Consider the following 17,033-nt stretch of genomic DNA (forward strand, 5'->3'; position numbering starts at 1 on the left):
GTCTTGAGAATACAGAAGAGGTCAAAAATGAGCAGAGAATTAAATGTAGCCATAGTTGGAGTCACTGGTGCGGTTGGCGAAACGTTTTTAAGCGTATTGGAAGAGCGAAAGTTTCCAATAAAGACTCTTTATCCATTAGCTAGTTCTCGTTCAGTTGGCAAAACGGTAACATTTAAAAACAGGCAATTGGATGTTTTGGATCTCGCTGAATTTGATTTTAGCAAAGCAGATATTGCTTTATTTTCAGCAGGTGGGTCGGTCTCTAAAGAATATGCGCCTAAGGCTGCAGCAAGTGGCTGTGTGGTTGTTGATAATAGCTCTTGTTTTCGTTATGAAGACGATATTCCTCTAGTGGTTCCAGAAGTTAATGCACACCGTATTGCTGAATATAAAAATAGAGGTATTATTGCCAACCCTAATTGCTCTACCATCCAAATGGTCGTTGCTCTAAAGCCTTTGTATGATGCTGTAGGAATTACACGCATTAATGTTGCGACCTATCAATCTGTTTCTGGAACCGGAAAGAAAGCTATTAGTGAATTGGTTTCACAAGTAGGCGACCTCTTAAATGGCAGACCTGCTAATGTCAACGTTTATCCGCAGCAGATCGCTTTTAATGCAATTCCGCATATCGATCAGTTTGAAGAAAATGGTTATACCCGTGAAGAAATGAAAATGGTGTGGGAAACACGTAAAATAATGGAAGATGACAGCATTATGGTTAATCCTACTGCAGTTAGAGTGCCTGTCATTTATGGGCATTCCGAAGCCATTCATTTAGAACTAAAAAAACCTTTAACGGCCGAAAAAGCACGGCAAATTCTTTCTAAAGCGCCTGGCGTTAAAGTGGTTGATAACGTAGGTAAAACAAGTTATCCGACTGCAATAAAAAATGCGGTTGGTAAAGATGAAGTATTTGTTGGGCGAATCCGCGAAGACATTTCACATCCAAATGGATTAAATTTATGGGTTGTTGCAGATAACATTCGTAAAGGTGCGGCGTCTAATGCAGTGCAAATTGCTGAAATTTTGCAACGAGAATATTTATAGTTCAGTGATTTTTCGGTACCTTCTCTCTTTGTGAGAGAAGGAGCTTTATCATACCACCATAGTATTTTGATCGAACAGATCGCTAAAAAAATCCTCCTACTTTTTATAACCTAAGTTATACTTTGATTAATACGATTGGATTTTTGAAAATATGCTAAATGAATATTATTTAACTGATGATATTGAAGAGCCTGTTCTTGCGAGCAGCATTTTATCTTATGCTACTCCTAGTGTTTCTAGTAAACGTTTCAATGAATTAAAAACAGGACAAATTGCCTGGGAGGCAAAACTGGATCTTTCTGATTTATCATCAGAGGGAGCTCGTAACGCTTTGTTGCAGTTTATCCAAAAACAGATAAAGCAGCATAAACATTGCTTACTCATAACTCATGGTACCGTAAGTTCTAGAAATACTCCGCCAGTATTAAAGAATTTAATCAATCACTGGTTGCCGCAAATTAAAGAGGTTACTGCTTTTCATAGTGCCCTGCCCAAAGATGGAGGCATTGGTGCCGTATATGTTTTACTAAGAACAGCACTGGATTTGCCCGTACCCACTCGTATAGAAAAAAGTACTTCTTTTTTGGTTGCAGAAACCAAGTCAATGGAACGACAGAGGCGTTTGGCCGAACAGCAGGGCGAGCGACGAATAGCGTTAGTGAAAGCACGCGAACATTCTGATTATGAAGCTGCGCCTGGTCCTGAGGGGGAATTGCAAAATAATATTTTACAACATCCTGCGTTAGACAGTCAGCGTTATGATGGAGTTGACTCTCCGTTAAACCCTGAGCCACCTTTAAATACTGATGCCCGACGTGAGTATGATAATGAACTACGCAATCAGGAGCAAGAAAAGCAATTGCGTTTAGGTAACATGCCCAAATTTAACAACACACCTAAACCTAGAGGTCCTTATTAATGACTATTGCAAGTGACATAATCAGCCATCGAATGCCTGATTTTGAAGCTTATCTTCGAGCAGGGGAATCGTTGGATGATATTGATGAATATGGTTTTACACCCTTAATTGAGTGTGCGATTACACGTCAAATCGAAATTGCCGAACAGTTAATTGCTCGAAAGGTTGATGTCAATAAAGGAGATGTGACCGGACGAACTCCTTTACATTGGGCTGTTGATAATAATGATGTTGCATTGGCGCAGTTGCTTTTAGAGCACGGCGCAGATCCCAATGCGTATACGCGCAATGGGCTTTCCATATTGGTTTATCCTGTATTACGTAATCAAGATACGCTCAAACATTTACTCTATCAATATGGAGCGAAGCTCGATTTTGCCCTTGATTTTATTAATGCCAAACTAGTAGGACATCGTTTTGAACTACAAGGTGATGTAGATATAGTTAATGCCAAAGGTGAGTTTATTGAACTGGACTATGAAGGGTTCATTCTTGAGTTTACAGTTGCAGTAATAAGAGATGCTTTAAGACGCTTTATCAATAGTTATTCAACACGCCATTTACGTGAATATTTTTCATTAGCTCATGTGATTATTGATGCGTTTTCGCTGGCAGAAGAGCTGTTACAATATCAACATTTGCCTTTTCTTAGTGAACAACACATGCAAAGGCTAGATGATTTATTAAAAGTACCTATGTTAATTCTACCAGCGGCAAGTCGAGGGCATGCCATGGGCTTTATTCGCTTTGGCCAATGGTGGGCTAAAATTGATCGCGGCGAAAACAGCCTTCAGGAAGGAAGCGTTAATATCTATAAAATTACTCGTCCTGAAGCGCTAAATGCTCATTTTTTACAAAATTTTCTTTATAAAAAACAAGCCAGAAATTTTTTCCATCAGAAAATCAACCATCAATTAGGCTTGGTACCCGTGGCAAAGATTCCCATTAGTTCGCAAATTAGTGGCAATTGTTCTTGGGCTAATATACAAGCCATTGTAGCAGTTGCTTATGCCATTCAAGGATTGGAAAAAAACAGTTTTTTAAATTCAGATCCTGCTATGACCTTTTATAATGAATGGGTCGCATGGGATAAGGAACGAGCTATAGATGAATGCATCCAGCGTTTTTATTTGGCTAATCCGGTGCGTAAAGCGAGTATTGCGGCAATGTTAGGGGGTGTTTTATTCCAAGCATTCAATTATGAAAACGAGCGACACTTAGAGATGGCGGAAAAAATACTTAAAATTTTAACCCAGCCGGATTATGAATATATTTTGAAAAGTTATCTTGAAGAATACTGCATCAAGCGACTCACTAAAAAAGGCAACAATTTGCTTAAAATCCTCGATGATTGCGGCATTAATCCTAATATTGGGATCAATCCTATTGCTACAGGTTTATGATTTCGCAATTTGAAGCGAACCACGAGTAACCCGTAAGGAGCAAAGCGGATAACGGGGTTTCTCAATTCATGATAAGAACTTCCATAGACAGGAACTCCCGTATTGATTGAGTACATATTGCAAGTTCCTGCGCTCTTCTTATTGTGCTTATTTTTTAAGCTATAATCAAAAGAGTAAAAACAATAATATCCTGATAAGGAGATCACTATGTTAAAGTGGGCGCTCATATTTTTGGTAATCGCCATCGTTGCGGGATTATTTGGTTTTCGTGGTATTGCGTCTACAGCTGCCAGGATCGCTAAAGTACTTTTCTTTTTATTTATAATTATTTTCCTGACTCTTTTAATTCTGGCTATATTTGGAACGGCATCTCTTACTGCAGTACCGTAAAACGCATTTATGCGATAACCTTCTCCCTAGGGGGAGAAGGGCGAACTCAATTATTGATTCGATATAAATAGGAGGTGTTATGCTAGAGAGGCAATATCAATAACAAAACGATAACGGACATCGCTTTTCAAGACGCGTTCATAGGCTTCATTAACTTGTTGGATAGGAATTAATTCAATATCAGATACGATGTTGTGTTTACCACAGAAATCGAGCATTTCCTGAGTTTCCTTAATGCCTCCAATCATTGATCCAGCAAGGTTTTTGCGTTGAGCAATCAGGGGAAATGGATTAATCGGGACAGACTCTTCCGGAATACCAACAACGACCATAGTGCCATCACGTTTGAGTAGTTTGATGTAATCATCCCAATTAATATTGGCGGAAACCGTACAGATAATGAGATCAAAATAGCTTTTTAACTTTTGAAAAGTGTTGGAATCTGAAGTAGCAAAAAAATGGTCGGCCCCCATACGTTTACCATCTTCTTCTTTACTCCGTGAATGACTTAATACACTTACTTCGGCACCCATTGCATGAGCCAGTTTGACTCCCATATGCCCAAGTCCTCCCAAGCCTAAAATAGCGACGCGTTTTCCAGGGCCAATATGCCAGTGTCTCAGTGGCGAGTAGAGCGTTATTCCGGCACAAAGTAGTGGTGCTGCTGCATCCATAGGTAAGTTTTCTGGAATTCTTAGAATATAATTTTCATCAACTACGATTTTGGTCGAATAGCCCCCTTGAGCTAGGTTATTGCTATTGGGCTCATAATTGTTATAGGTTAAAGTTATTCCTCCTTCGCAATACTGCTCTAATCCTTCATGACAGCTTTCGCATCGTCGGCAAGAATCAACAAAACACCCCACACCCACATGGTCTCCTACTTTAAATTTACTGACGGAGGACCCTACTTGACTGACTATGCCAATAATTTCATGACCAGGAACCATTGGGAATAAAGACCCCCCCCATTCATCTTTCACCTGATGAATATCTGAATGACAAATACCACAATAATGGATATCGATTAGTACATCATTTTTTCCAACATCACGACGACTAAATGAATAAGGGGCAAGTGGTGCTTTTCCTTTTTGAGCTGCATAGCCTTTTACAGGTATCATTAAAACTCTCCTTGTTGTGTCAAATCGGGGGAAGCTAAACTTTTGCAGACAGTGCTGCAAAATCTGTAGCACTATTAAAGAGTTTATGACTTATGCTGCCTAATGTATACCAGCACAAGAAAAATCTAGATTGTAACTCCTGTATTGAGTGATGACACGAAGTTAAGAGTGTTTTTCTATAATTTATCTGGAATGATCTTTTAGATATTCTTAAGTGCTTATTTAAAACAAAGTTCTGGATACCGCGCATAAAGCGCGGTACGTAGAGTGAGACAGCATACAGTATGTAGGTGAAAACTCTCTGGGATACGTCGAAGAAGCTGGTATGGGGGAATAAGCTTAACCTCGTGTCATTCCTAAATGGGGAATTTCTTTATCTAGTTCAGCAAAAATACCACCTTTAGAAAGAAGCTTATCTTCAAAGGTTTCTAATTGTTTGAGGGAGTCTGTTTTAGTATTAAAAAACGTTCCTATATACCCCTGTTCAGAATAAATTTCTGTCAATAGTCCTGGAACAAAAGTTAAACCAGCTATAATTCCACCTATTGTTTTTATACAAACAATGATTGATTTCAATATAGGATTCAATTCGTTATACCATTTGGCCCAACCGCGAAATTTGGCAAACTCGTCTTTTGCACCTTTTATGGCGTTTTCACACGTTGTCTTGAACTCGTTAAGACTGTTTTGTGACATAGGATTATTGAAAAAATTAGTACCTGCATTACCCAAGGAAGTGCGTAATAATTGGGCAATAGGTGCTACCATTGAGTAATTTGGGTCAAATCTAAAATTATCAAAAGTGTACTGCTCATCGGAAAGGGTAGATTCATAGGTTTTCGTTCCTTTATCAATCAGCTCATACAATTTATAATTGAGCATATGCAGCAACTGATTAAACCTATGTTCTTCTCTTGTAATAGCCAGCATGGCTGAAAATTTTCTTTTTACTTCAGGTAAGGTCTGTTGAATCAAAGCTGGATCAAAATGCTCCGTTAAATGGGTATTAACTTTTTCAACTAAGCGGTCTGTTAGAACGGAGAGATTATTATCAGCAATTTTATAAAGCTTAAGTTTTTTTCTCAGTAATAGAAGTGATTCTAAATCAAGTTCTAATAAGTTACCGGCTGCCACAAACAAAGAAGAGGATTTGATTGCATCTTCAATATTTTCGTCTGGAAGAATAACCGCATACAGTGTCCTATAAGTATTATAACAATGATGTTCACTATCAAAAGTACTCTCTGGATATTTATGTTCAATCCCTCTAACAATTTGAATAAAACGTGTTTGTTCTTCTTCGCTAAATGAAGGCTTTTTAAAATTAACAGTAAGGCCGAACTCCAGAGATGAATGCTTTTTACCATCTTGAAAACGAATATTACTTGTATGGCCTGCACGAAAAACACATTTCAGAGGTTGACCTTGTAACGGATGTAATGCACCTGCTGATTCGAGCACCATGTATTCAATGATATCCGTTTGATGTAGTTGCTGGTCTTCGTAAAGAAAACCGGATTGGCTAAGGTGGTTCGCAATAAGTTTATATAAAGACATCATTTTTAAAAATGAATAAAAAAGTTGGGGAACTCTAACATATCTTGCAGAGAGTTACATTATATTTTTATTAATTATCATGTGCTTAACTCATTTTCTGGGATTATCAGGCAAATTAGAATTTAGAGGTGAGGAGATAGAAAGTGAAACTCGTTTTTTTGGTAATGATTTCCCGGGTTAGGGCTTATCCTTCACCCGGGCGACATTGTTTAACTTTATTCCTTTATTGCTGGTTCTCTTTTTTTATTGCTTTCTCCTTTGGCAGCATTGGCCTTGATATTTCCTTGCTGTTGCTGACCCGTTTTTCTACGATTCTGGTTTGAAGGAGAACTGTTGCCTGTATTGGCTCGCTGTTGTTGATTACCGCTAGGCCGACGTCGTCGGTTTTGCGATCTTCTATCCCCGGAGCTTCTAGACGATTTTGCTTGAGGTTGATTACGGCCTGGCATTTTCTTAGCTTGACTTTGCGGCACTGCAGCTGAAGAGTCTGTATGTCCACCAAATAAGCTTGACCATAAACGTTTGATGAAACTGTTTTGGCCACTTTTTGCGGGTTGATGTTCCGTAAATGGCTTGACTGCAGGTTCATCACGTAAAGAAGCTTCTGTCTCACTCGCAGCAACGTGTAATTCAGGCTGTTGAATTAAAGAATAACTGGGCTTTTTAGACTTGCCTACATTATCCTCTTTAAGGCGCGTGATCGTATACTGTGGTAAGTGCATATAAGGATTAGCGATAATGATTACTGAAACGCCATGTCTTTTTTCAATGTCCTTAATGAAATTACGCTTCTCATTTATGATGAACGTTGCCATTTCTGCAGGAAGTTGTACTTGTATCTCAGCTGTCTTTTCCTTTAATGCTTCTTCTTCGATAAGACGTGTAATGGAGAGTCCATGAGACTGAATGTTACGAACAGTACCCCGTCCTTCACAACGTGGGCAAACTTCTTGAGCGCTTTCACCTAATGATAATCTTAGGCGTTGACGAGACATTTCTAATAGACCAAAGCGAGAAATACGTCCAACCTGAATCCGAGCTCTATCTGCTTGTAACGCTTCTTTCAAGCGATTTTCCACGTCACGTTGATTCTTACTGGAACTCATATCGATAAAATCGATAACGACCAGACCACCCAAATCACGTAGACGTAATTGACGTGCAATTTCATCAGCTGCTTCAATATTAGTATTGAAGGCAGTTGCTTCGATATCTGCTCCACCTGTTGCTTTGGCTGAGTTCACATCAATTGAAACCAGAGCTTCGGTGCGGTCAATCACTAAAGCACCTCCAGAAGGCAACATCACTTGACGTTGATATGCCGTTTCTATTTGGCTTTCAATTTGATAGAAATTAAACAAGGGGACACTGCTGTTGTAAAGCTTCAAATTAGGTAAGAATTCAGGCTTCACTCGCTCAATATATTGTTTGGCTTTAATATAGGAAATCTGATCATCAATGATGATTTCGCTGATTGACTTGCGTAAGTTATCCCGAATGGAACGAATGATGACATCACCTTCTTGGTGAATCAAGCAAGGAGCAAGTTCTGTGTTATAAGCCTGTTTGATTGATTGCCATTGATTGCATAGCATATCCAGGTCATCTTGCAACTCTTCTTGGCTTTTGCCAACGCCAGCTGTGCGGATGATAAGTCCCATATCTTCTGGAAGAGTCAATGCGTTAAGTGTTTCACGTAATTCATCACGCTCTTCTCCCTCGATGCGTCTGGAGATACCGCCAGAGCGAGGATTGTTTGGCATTAGAACTAAATAGCAACCTGCTAAGGTGATATAGGTGGTGAGTGCGGCACCTTTGCTACCACGCTCTTCTTTATCTACTTGAACTAATAATTCCTGGCCTTCACGAATTAATGAAGTAATTGGTGGCTTTTCATCGCCAAAATCTTCAGGATTTCTGCTTAAATATTCAGGTGCAATTTCTTTAAGTGGCAAGAAACCTTGACGTTTAGAGCCGTATTCTACAAAAACGGCATCGAGACTTGGCTCCCGTCGGGTAACGGTTGCTTTATAAATATTACCCTTTTTCTTCACTTCACCAGGACATTCAATATCCAGGTCAAATAAATAACGATCTTTAATAAGTGCAACACGAACTTCTTCAGTTTGCATCGCATTGATTAACATTTTTTCCATCTATTACCCCATATTAGGGCGCCGTCATTTAAGTTCAGATAGTATAAGGCTCAAAATACCTCAGAGGTTCAATTGGATATACTGACATTTCTACGTTTTGGGTGGAGATCTGGATTTTCTGTGCTACGATGCACACATTTGTATGCTTTGTTGCAATATTTGAAAACCCTGGAGTTTCACCGCAAGAAGGTAATGGGTCAGTAGCACCTGGAATTGAACGATAAGCGATGTGATCTTTAAGCGAACCCATGGCCTTGTAAACAGACTTTACGCAGGTTCCCTGTTCAATAGACCTCTTTTGAAACGCTACTGCAGAGGAGAACGGCGTCGTCGGTACGGTGCTCGAATCTTCGTGTACTGAGGAGTACGCTCCGGTCCGGTGCTTCGTTTTCCCGAGCAAGTGTCTCCCTGCAGCGAGTTTCGAAAGAGGTCTAAGGATAGGTGCATGCTCTGAAATATACTGGTTACAAATCAAACGGGTTGAAATATGAAGCCAAAGGCGTGCGAAAGCCCTGAAATAATTCGTAATCGGTATAAAGCATGTCTGGCATGCGTAGGTTTCTGTCAAAAATATGCTCAATTTATCTCTGGCATTGGGTCGCTTCCTTATATCTGCTTAAATGGAAGCGCTATTTCTTATGTAACTATAATTTAACAAGTAAATCACTCATTTAGGGTGGGTCAAGACCCAATTTCCTTAATGTTCAGCATATACTTAAAGTAAATAGTCACGCTTTTTTTATTTAAATGCGTTATAATTCGGTTGCATGGAAATTTTCCCACGCTACAGGCGATCATACCAAAAAAATCACGCCCAGCAAACAGGTTTATTGACAATGAGTGAAGTTAGTTATAAAGAAATCAGTAATGAAGAAGAAGGACAACGTCTAGATAATTACCTGATTCGTATTTTGAAAGGTGTTCCTAAAAGCCATATCTATAGAATTATTCGTGGTGGTGAGGTTCGAGTTAATAAAAAAAGAGCACAAGCTAATTCAAGATTGTATGCGGGCGATAGTGTTCGTATTCCTCCAATTCGCCTGTCAGAATCAAAAGAGGTGTTTGTAGGTGATGCCTTGGCAAAACGGCTAAATGAATGCATTATTTTTGAAGATTCTTGTTTCTTGGTTCTTAATAAGCCGGCAGGTATCGCTGTTCATGGTGGAAGTGGTTTGAGTCTGGGTGTGATCGAAGCATTGAGAAAAACAAGACAAGATTTAGCTTATTTAGAATTGATTCATCGTCTTGATAAAGAAACTTCAGGTTGTCTTTTATTAGCCAAAAAAAGGAGTACTTTAAGAGCAATGCATGCATTACTTGAGTCACGTGAGGTACAAAAGACTTATTGGGCATTACTGACCCATCGCTGGGAAGGTAAAAAGCAAGTGACTGTTCGTGCCGCACTTGAAAAAAATATTTTAAAATCAGGTGAACGTATTGTTTCGGTTAAAGAAGAAGGGAAAGCTTCAGAAACAGGATTTAAGCTTCTGGAAAACTATCAGCAGGCCTGTTGGGTTGAGGCTAGTCCTAAAACTGGACGCACACATCAGATTCGTGTGCATAGCGCCCATTTAGGACATGTTATCGTTGGCGATAAAAAATATGGATCACTTGCAGGAGAAATAGAAGGGATAGATAATCAGCATCATCGTCTTTTTTTACATGCGCGATCCATTCAATTTGAATTGAATGGTACAAGGCATTTGTTTCAAGCTGATGCAGATAACCATTTTTCTACCGCACTAAAACAGTTACGTGCGAGGAGCGTAGTGAGCAATGAGCAATCCATATGATTTAGTAGTATTTGACTGGGAAGGTACTATTGCGGATACTTTAGGAATCGTTTTACATATAGTTGCTACAGAAGCGAATTTGCTGGGATTTGGTAATTTTGATCCTTACCAGGCGAGAAAATATGTTGAGTTGGGTTTAGTACAAGCTTTGCGGAAAACATATCCCCATTTGACGACAACACAACATCAACAGTTATTACAGGCTGTACAATTAGCGATGCATTCTCGATCAACTGATGTATGTCTGATGCCTGGAGTGCGTGAACTGATCTATAAATTGCATGAGGCTAAGATAACACTGGCGATTGCAACCAATAAGGGACAACAATCCTTGTTGCGCGCCTTGCAGACTACGGGTCTTGATAAGATATTTAAAATAACCCGCTCTGCAGGACAGGTTCCCGCTAAACCTTGTCCACAAATGTTGGAAGAAATTATTGAAGAGCACGGTGGGACTGCAGCTACCACGTTAATGATAGGCGATTCGCTTACTGATATGGAAATGGCAAAAGGTGTTCAAGTTACTGCGGTAGGAATAGATATTTATCATCAACAAGAAGAGGCTGCACTTAGGGCTGCCGGTGCAGTGGTTGTATTTGATGATTATGAACAAATAGCAAATTTTTTAAATTTATCGAAGAGTAGTTAAACACATACAGTTGTCTGTAGTCGGGGTGAGGAAATAAAGTAACGAGCCAGAATTCGTAAGCTCAAATTCGCTGAGGCTATATTTTATTTTTGGACTACTCAAAGGATGGGGGTTGCTTTATTTCGTCTTATGTAAAGGGAGTATCAAGCGTTGAGTACATTAACCAGTTTGCCAAATTTATTAACTTTACTGCGTATCGTTTTGATACCAGTATTTGTTATTGTATTTTATTTACCGTTTTCTTTCGCACATATGCTGGCGGCATGCATTTTTGCTGCAGCAAGCTTTACTGATTGGTTGGATGGATATTTGGCGCGTAAGCTCAAAATGATGTCTCCTTTTGGTGCTTTTCTTGATCCTGTCGCCGACAAGTTACTGGTCTCTACGAGTTTATTGTTGTTAGTAGGAGCTAAAGAAATTAATTATATTACTATTCCGGCGATTGTGATTGTGGGCCGTGAAATTGTTATTTCAGCGTTACGGGAGTGGATGGCTGAAATTGGTCGACGTGCAAGTGTTACCGTAGGATATGTGGGAAAGATAAAAACTTTTCTGCAAATGATCGCTTTGATTTTATTATTAGCATTTAATTCCTTAGACACTTGGGGAGGAATTTTTGGTTTTGTCCTTCTTTATGTGGCAGCTATTTTAACGATTTGGTCGATGATTATTTACTTGGCCATTGCATGGCCAGAATTAACGAAAAAAAATTAATTTTATTATTGACAGGGTGTTAAATTTCGGTAGAATCACACCCCGTAGAGACGCGGGAATAGCTCAGTTGGTAGAGCACAACCTTGCCAAGGTTGGGGTCGCGAGTTCGAGTCTCGTTTCCCGCTCCAAATTAAAGCGACAAAAAAAGTCGCTTTTTTTTTAGAGCTTAAAGAAGAAGTATTAATGAGGCTGTGTGGCAGAGTGGTCATGCAGCGGCCTGCAAAGCCGTGGACGCCGGTTCGATTCCGGCCTCAGCCTCCAAAATCAAATGCCCAGGTGGCGAAACAGGTAGACGCAAGGGACTTAAAATCCCTCGGAGGAAACTCCATGCCGGTTCGATTCCGGCCCTGGGCACCAATCACCAATCATTCTGAAGCAAATAAGATCAAAGCAAGAATTGCAAAGACCATACCCAATCCATGTTTTAATGTTAATCCTTGTTTAAGAAACACAACGCTGAGTAGTAGTGTGATCATAGGATACATTGAGGTGACAAGTACCACCGGCATCGTAGGCCCATTACGTAGCGCCAAAATGAAAAAAATGCAGGCAATACCACTGGCTAAACCATTCAATAGCCCATAGGTGCTTCCTTTAGGACAAAGATCCAATTTAAAATCAAGTAATACCAATGCGATGATGCCGGAAATTAATACGCCTATGCTTGAATAAAAAGTGATGGATAGAGGATTAATAAAACTTGATGCTCTTGTACCCCAATATCCCCAGGCACCATAAAGAAACAAAGCAATGAGCGAGGGGTAGTACCAAGAGCTAGGATTCATACAAATTACCTTACCTGTGAGCAGGTTTTACATATTAGTGATATAGGATAACTGGTAGTTTATAAAAATAATACTACCGAGTATCTCCTTGGAGCCCGAGTTACAATTTTTATTTAACCAGGAATGGATCTTTGTGCAACTGTTGCTTGATCGGACTGAAGATCCAGCTCACTTTGCCGTTCTAGCCATTCAATTAATCGAGGACGGAATGTCTTAAAAAATAAATAGAAACGATTGGATGAACGAATCTTAGCTCCTTCATCACGTTGATACAAAGACATCACTTCTTCTGATGTGGTTAATTTTAAATTTAAGGCAATTTTATCTGCATGGAAGGCGATATCAGTCAAAACCCTATTCGTTAATTTGAAAAAATCCTCGATAATTTCACGACCTTCTATTTTAAAATCATTCAGAGTAAATTGATGTTTTGCAAAATAGTCACATTTTTTGCCATTGGCTGCTTTTAATTCTTCTTTGGCACCGGCGGCAATCAGATCTCTACTTAAATCATCAAAGTGGTAAAATTTGGCCCAATGAAGTGCCGTCATTCCTTGAGAGTCGGTGTGATTTACTGTACAACCTAATTCACGCATTTTTTTCAATATATGTTTTGCCGCTTCTTTATCTGCCAGTTTGCATGCCAATAATAGCGCTGTATTTTCATAAGAAGTTGCTAAAAGAAAATTTGAATTGCTTAAACTCAATGCCTGTTGCAGCTTAAATGGAGCGCGTTCAATAATAGCCTGATGTAAGGGAGTATTTGTGGGGACTTCATCATCATAACTGGCTTTGTCATGCAGAGACAGTTGGCAATATAGATTTAAATTTTTTAATGTTTCTTGATAATCCAAGGATTGCAGTTCGTTAAGATAAATAGCAAAAAAATTTTTAACCGCGTTTTCTTGATGTAATAAAGGTAAGGTGTGTTCTAAAATATTAAGATTCAGCAAACCATTATCCCGTAAATAACTCAGATGGGATTGAAGATTCTCGATACTGGTTTTATATCTTAGCTGAGGCAACATGGGTTCTATTAGTTCTTTTTGTAATAAACCCAATTTGTAGATGAATTTAAAAAAAGTGCTAAGAGCGAGAAGATCTTCCACTGAAGGATTGGCCTCTATTAATAATTCTGCTAGCAACGGAATTAATTTGTGAGGAAGGCATTTACAAAGCCCAAACAAATCAAAAATTAAATACCACTCACTGTATTCTTCCATAGATGCAGGCTCAGAATATCCTCTATCCATAGCAAAACGAACCGGAGCAATGCGGCTTAGTTCAGTATAACGAACAAGCTTGTCTTTTTGCGCTAAAAAACTAATGAGGTCATAAATCTTATCATCCTCTTTAGGTGCGAACCTCATTGCGTGTACTAGAGCTGTTCGTGTTTCCAAGTTTGTATTTTTATCAGTAAATACACGTAGGGCCAGAATTGGATCAGAAAAACGTTTTGCTTTAATAAAAGAAACAAGATGAATGAATTCAGTGAGTTGTTCAAGAGCGCCTCCAGATGGAGTTGAGCTAAGTTCTTCACCTAACATAGCATCGACCTCATCAAGATGCACATCGGGTTTATTAACTAAAGCAGTGATTTTATCGCTAAAGAGGATTTTTCTTACATTCCTTTCGGAGGCCATAATATTCCTTCTGTTAAAATTAGATTTTTTGCACCATCGAGGTTTTGTTATCCAACTCCGATAAGCGTAGTAGCAGTAGATAATATTAATTGAGGAAGCGTGCATTTTGCAATCATCATTGTCAATTTTTTGACTGAATGCTTTTTACGAAACCTGATGAAACAACTAAGAGTGAAGGATATTGCTTTATTTGGATACCATACATACTTTTTAATAGATCCAAGTTCATTGTTGAAGGAGGTAACTCGTTGATTTATTATCGGCCATTTGGTCGTTCATGGGACGAGATTCATCCGATCAAACAGGCAGTATGGCGTGTCGTCAAGGAGCTATCACCGCAGGGGGCTGGTAAAGAAGATCCAGATAATCCAGGGGTATTTAATTTATCTCTTCGACCCATAGATCTTCAATCTAAAGTCTTAAACTCAAACCGTCTATTCTCCACCAAACTCAATCCCAAAACGGAACCCTCAGTAAGGAGAGCTCAAAGTCGGCCTTAAGACGTAACCTGTTGCTTCATACTAATGAGCCCAAATTTGGGCTTCGTTCTACTGGATGAATGATTATGTAGGGCTTACATTGACAGTTAAAGACAAAGAGCATGTTTTTTAATTAGTTCGAAGCTTGTTGTTGAAGTAAAACCTCAATCCTAGACCATCATTGTCATTTTGCCCTCGAAGAGCCCTTATTTCGGGCTCATTTATATGAGTGTCCAGTGGAGTTAGGGGGCATCTTCATCTTATTCTTGTTCATAGAATCAATTCAAATTTCGCGTTTCTCGGTAAAATATCCACAAATTCTGTGGATAACTGTGTGAGTTAACTGATGAAGAAATAATAATGGCAGAACTCCGTATAAGGTGTATCGCTTGGATGATTTTTTCTCTACAATAAGACTTTAACTAAAAATAAAAGCAAACATGTATAAACCATTAGCCCTTTTTATGGGGTTACGCTATACGCGTTCTAGAAAGAAAAATCATTTTGTCTCTTTTATTTCGCTTAGTTCGATGCTAGGTATTGGCATAGGGGTGATGGTTCTTATTACAGTCTTATCGGTAATGAATGGATTTGATCAGCAAATACATAATCGATTTTTCGGAATGGCTCCTGAAATTACGGTTTCTGGACCCAATGAACGGCTCAGTGATTGGCCTGATGTGGCTAAAAAAATTCAAACGGTTCCCGAAATCAAAGCACTGGCACCCTATGTTGGTGGGCAAGGATTAATGGTTCATGAGGGGCAGGTGTATCCTATTGTTTTAACTGGGGTATTACCTGACAAAGAAGAAAAAATGAGCCATTTACAAAAAAAACTGTTGGCTGGAAATCTAAGTAATTTAAAGGATTTTGGCATTATTTTGGGTAAAGGGCTTGCAGATAATATGGGAACCATGATTGGAGATAAAGTTACCGTCATGATTCCTCAGGCAACGGTTACTCCTGCCGGAATGATTCCTCGTTTTAAGCGGTTCACTGTAGTAGGGGTATTTTCTGCTGGAAGTGGATTTAATTTTGATACCAAATTGGCCTTCATCAATATGGGAGATGCCCAAAAGTTATTACAGATGGGCGATGAAGTAACTGGGATCAAGATGAAAATAGACAACGTCTATCAAGCACCTGAATTAACTTCTCGATTATCTCAATTATTAGGTGATGAGTATCAGGTGGGTAATTGGACACAGCAATATGGGGCGTTTTTCCAAGCAGTTAAAATGGAAAAAACAATGATGTTTATGATTCTATTACTGATTATCGCCGTAGCAGCGTTTAATCTAGTCTCTTCTCTGGTAATGGTTGTTAATGACAAACAAGCAGAAATTGCTATATTAAGGACTATTGGTGCCACACCTTCTACCATTTTGTGGACATTCATTGTTCAAGGGATGATGGTGGGAATAGTAGGTACAATTTTTGGCTTGATTGGTGGTTTAATATTGGCAGAGAATGCGACCACAATAGTGAATCATCTTCAGTCCTGGTTTCATGTTAAAGTCTTATCATCCAGTATTTATTTCGTTGATTATTTGCCCTCTAAAATTCTATTTAGCGATCTATGGAAAGTTTGCGTTATGGCATTATTAATGAGTTTTTTTGCAACAATTTATCCTGCATGGCGGGCCTCAAAAACAGTGATTGCGGAGGCTTTGCATTATGAGTGATATTATTTTAAGTGCTAATAAATTATGTAAGTCCTACAGCGACGGTGCCTCTAAAGTGAATGTATTACGCGGGATTGACTTATCCATAGGTAAAGGCGAGCGTTTGGCAATTATTGGTCCTTCTGGCTCTGGGAAAAGTACTTTACTGCATTTGTTGGGTGGATTGGACAAACCCACAACCGGAGATGTATGGATAAAGGATACAAATTGGCAAAAGATAAATGAAAAACAACGTTGTAAATTACGTAATCAAGGTTTGGGATTTATCTATCAATTTCATCATTTGTTACCGGAATTTACTGCGCTTGAAAATGTTTCCATGCCTCTACTACTAGCAAATATTCCAGTGAAGGATGCAGAGGCGGAAGCGAGTAAAATGCTAGATGACGTGGGGCTTAAAGAAAGAAAAACTCATAAACCTGCACAGCTTTCCGGAGGAGAGCGGCAAAGGGTTGCAATAGCTCGGGCCTTGGTGCACCAACCCTATTGTGTCCTGGCTGATGAGCCTACAGGGAACTTGGATCAGACTACTGCTACAAAAGTTTTTGAGTTAATGCTGGAGTTGAATAGAAAAAGGAACACTGCTTTGGTTATTGTGACTCATGATCAGCAATTAGCTAGGCAAATGGATAGAGTCTTAGTACTAGGAGAGGGCATGTTATCAGAAGGTTAGATGATGTAGATAC

The 17,033-nt window shown here is 39.1% G+C and carries 15 protein-coding genes and 3 tRNA genes; 13 read left to right on the plus strand and 5 right to left on the minus strand.

The annotated features are described in order from the left end of the window. The first annotated feature begins 27 nt into the window (after positions 1-27). The 4 genes from ACWTEW_RS02795 to ACWTEW_RS02810 all read left to right on the plus strand — a co-directional run bounded on the left by ACWTEW_RS02795 (position 28) and on the right by ACWTEW_RS02810 (position 3,762). On the plus strand, positions 28-1,050 hold the full coding sequence (locus ACWTEW_RS02795) for an aspartate-semialdehyde dehydrogenase (RefSeq protein ID WP_454780242.1): 1,023 nt from the start codon (positions 28-30) through the stop codon (positions 1,048-1,050). Positions 1,051-1,201: 151 nt separating this feature from the next. Further along, positions 1,202-1,969: a Smr/MutS family protein gene (locus ACWTEW_RS02800; RefSeq protein WP_454780243.1), complete on the plus strand. Its 768-nt coding sequence runs from the start codon at positions 1,202-1,204 to the stop codon at positions 1,967-1,969. Continuing rightward, positions 1,969-3,372 (plus strand): Dot/Icm T4SS effector AnkH/LegA3, encoded by a 1,404-nt coding sequence (ankH, locus tag ACWTEW_RS02805; RefSeq protein ID WP_454780244.1) that lies wholly within the window; start codon positions 1,969-1,971, stop codon positions 3,370-3,372. Before ACWTEW_RS02800 ends, ankH begins: the two co-directional genes overlap by 1 nt. Before the next feature lie 207 nt (positions 3,373-3,579). Next, complete coding sequence (locus tag ACWTEW_RS02810; RefSeq protein ID WP_454780245.1) at positions 3,580-3,762, plus strand: DUF1328 domain-containing protein; 183 nt, start codon at positions 3,580-3,582, stop codon at positions 3,760-3,762. 77 nt (positions 3,763-3,839) lie between these two features. On the opposite strand, the gene ACWTEW_RS02815 is transcribed toward ACWTEW_RS02810, so the two are convergent. The 3 genes from ACWTEW_RS02815 to ACWTEW_RS02825 all read right to left on the minus strand — a co-directional run bounded on the left by ACWTEW_RS02815 (position 3,840) and on the right by ACWTEW_RS02825 (position 8,599). Next, a complete protein-coding gene (locus ACWTEW_RS02815) occupies positions 3,840-4,886 on the minus strand; it encodes an NAD(P)-dependent alcohol dehydrogenase (protein WP_454780246.1) in 1,047 nt (348 codons plus the stop codon). Positions 4,887-5,225: 339 nt separating this feature from the next. After that, complete coding sequence (locus tag ACWTEW_RS02820; RefSeq protein ID WP_454780247.1) at positions 5,226-6,446, minus strand: hypothetical protein; 1,221 nt, start codon at positions 6,444-6,446, stop codon at positions 5,226-5,228. Between the two features lie 212 nt (positions 6,447-6,658). Then, entirely contained in the window at positions 6,659-8,599 is a 1,941-nt protein-coding gene (locus ACWTEW_RS02825) for an Rne/Rng family ribonuclease (protein ID WP_454780248.1), read from the minus strand. A gap of 836 nt (positions 8,600-9,435) precedes the next feature. Here ACWTEW_RS02825 and ACWTEW_RS02830 point away from each other — a divergent pair. From ACWTEW_RS02830 to ACWTEW_RS02855, 6 genes are all read left to right on the plus strand, one after another. Next, positions 9,436-10,392 carry an RluA family pseudouridine synthase gene (locus ACWTEW_RS02830; protein WP_454780249.1) on the plus strand — a complete coding sequence of 319 codons (957 nt, stop codon included), beginning with the start codon at positions 9,436-9,438 and terminating at the stop codon, positions 10,390-10,392. Next, the gene (locus ACWTEW_RS02835; protein WP_454780250.1) at positions 10,376-11,041 is read left to right on the plus strand and encodes an HAD family hydrolase; all 666 of its coding nucleotides are present in this window, start codon (positions 10,376-10,378) and stop codon (positions 11,039-11,041) included. Before ACWTEW_RS02830 ends, ACWTEW_RS02835 begins: the two co-directional genes overlap by 17 nt. Positions 11,042-11,191: 150 nt before the next feature. Then, the gene (gene pgsA / locus ACWTEW_RS02840; RefSeq protein ID WP_454780251.1) at positions 11,192-11,755 is read left to right on the plus strand and encodes a CDP-diacylglycerol--glycerol-3-phosphate 3-phosphatidyltransferase; all 564 of its coding nucleotides are present in this window, start codon (positions 11,192-11,194) and stop codon (positions 11,753-11,755) included. A 52-nt stretch (positions 11,756-11,807) separates the two neighbouring features. Continuing rightward, positions 11,808-11,883: transfer RNA gene (locus ACWTEW_RS02845), tRNA-Gly, on the plus strand. A gap of 59 nt (positions 11,884-11,942) precedes the next feature. Next, positions 11,943-12,016, plus strand: a tRNA-Cys gene (locus ACWTEW_RS02850). 9 nt (positions 12,017-12,025) lie between these two features. Continuing rightward, positions 12,026-12,112 (plus strand) — tRNA-Leu (locus ACWTEW_RS02855). A gap of 8 nt (positions 12,113-12,120) precedes the next feature. On the opposite strand, the gene ACWTEW_RS02860 is transcribed toward ACWTEW_RS02855, so the two are convergent. Continuing rightward, complete coding sequence (locus ACWTEW_RS02860) at positions 12,121-12,540, minus strand: EamA family transporter (protein WP_454780252.1); 420 nt, start codon at positions 12,538-12,540, stop codon at positions 12,121-12,123. A gap of 113 nt (positions 12,541-12,653) precedes the next feature. Then, a complete protein-coding gene (ankQ, locus tag ACWTEW_RS02865) occupies positions 12,654-14,183 on the minus strand; it encodes a Dot/Icm T4SS effector AnkQ/LegA10 (protein WP_454780253.1) in 1,530 nt (509 codons plus the stop codon). Positions 14,184-14,431: 248 nt separating this feature from the next. Between ankQ and ACWTEW_RS02870 the strand changes: the two genes are divergently transcribed. The 3 genes from ACWTEW_RS02870 to lolD all read left to right on the plus strand — a co-directional run bounded on the left by ACWTEW_RS02870 (position 14,432) and on the right by lolD (position 17,020). Then, positions 14,432-14,683 (plus strand): hypothetical protein, encoded by a 252-nt coding sequence (locus ACWTEW_RS02870; RefSeq protein ID WP_454780254.1) that lies wholly within the window; start codon positions 14,432-14,434, stop codon positions 14,681-14,683. A 419-nt stretch (positions 14,684-15,102) separates the two neighbouring features. Further along, a complete protein-coding gene (locus tag ACWTEW_RS02875; protein WP_454780255.1) occupies positions 15,103-16,347 on the plus strand; it encodes a lipoprotein-releasing ABC transporter permease subunit in 1,245 nt (414 codons plus the stop codon). After that, complete coding sequence (gene lolD / locus ACWTEW_RS02880) at positions 16,340-17,020, plus strand: lipoprotein-releasing ABC transporter ATP-binding protein LolD (protein WP_454780256.1); 681 nt, start codon at positions 16,340-16,342, stop codon at positions 17,018-17,020. The genes ACWTEW_RS02875 and lolD overlap by 8 nt, the downstream gene beginning before the upstream one ends. The last annotated feature ends 13 nt before the right edge of the window (positions 17,021-17,033 follow it).

Source organism: Legionella stuttgartensis (assembly GCF_977063405.2).

What these genes read in the sequence shown, in the direction of transcription:
- ACWTEW_RS02795 (WP_454780242.1), top strand. Translation starts at nt 28, where the DNA reads ATGAGCAGAGAATTAAATGTAGCCATAGTTGGAGTCACTGGTGCGGTT.
- ACWTEW_RS02800 (WP_454780243.1), top strand. Translation starts at nt 1,202, where the DNA reads ATGCTAAATGAATATTATTTAACTGATGATATTGAAGAGCCTGTTCTT.
- ankH (WP_454780244.1), top strand. Translation starts at nt 1,969, where the DNA reads ATGACTATTGCAAGTGACATAATCAGCCATCGAATGCCTGATTTTGAA.
- ACWTEW_RS02810 (WP_454780245.1), top strand. Translation starts at nt 3,580, where the DNA reads ATGTTAAAGTGGGCGCTCATATTTTTGGTAATCGCCATCGTTGCGGGA.
- ACWTEW_RS02815 (WP_454780246.1), bottom strand. Translation starts at nt 4,886, where the DNA reads ATGATACCTGTAAAAGGCTATGCAGCTCAAAAAGGAAAAGCACCACTT.
- ACWTEW_RS02820 (WP_454780247.1), bottom strand. Translation starts at nt 6,446, where the DNA reads ATGATGTCTTTATATAAACTTATTGCGAACCACCTTAGCCAATCCGGT.
- ACWTEW_RS02825 (WP_454780248.1), bottom strand. Translation starts at nt 8,599, where the DNA reads ATGGAAAAAATGTTAATCAATGCGATGCAAACTGAAGAAGTTCGTGTT.
- ACWTEW_RS02830 (WP_454780249.1), top strand. Translation starts at nt 9,436, where the DNA reads ATGAGTGAAGTTAGTTATAAAGAAATCAGTAATGAAGAAGAAGGACAA.
- ACWTEW_RS02835 (WP_454780250.1), top strand. Translation starts at nt 10,376, where the DNA reads ATGAGCAATCCATATGATTTAGTAGTATTTGACTGGGAAGGTACTATT.
- ACWTEW_RS02860 (WP_454780252.1), bottom strand. Translation starts at nt 12,540, where the DNA reads ATGAATCCTAGCTCTTGGTACTACCCCTCGCTCATTGCTTTGTTTCTT.
- ankQ (WP_454780253.1), bottom strand. Translation starts at nt 14,183, where the DNA reads ATGGCCTCCGAAAGGAATGTAAGAAAAATCCTCTTTAGCGATAAAATC.
- ACWTEW_RS02875 (WP_454780255.1), top strand. Translation starts at nt 15,103, where the DNA reads ATGTATAAACCATTAGCCCTTTTTATGGGGTTACGCTATACGCGTTCT.
- lolD (WP_454780256.1), top strand. Translation starts at nt 16,340, where the DNA reads ATGAGTGATATTATTTTAAGTGCTAATAAATTATGTAAGTCCTACAGC.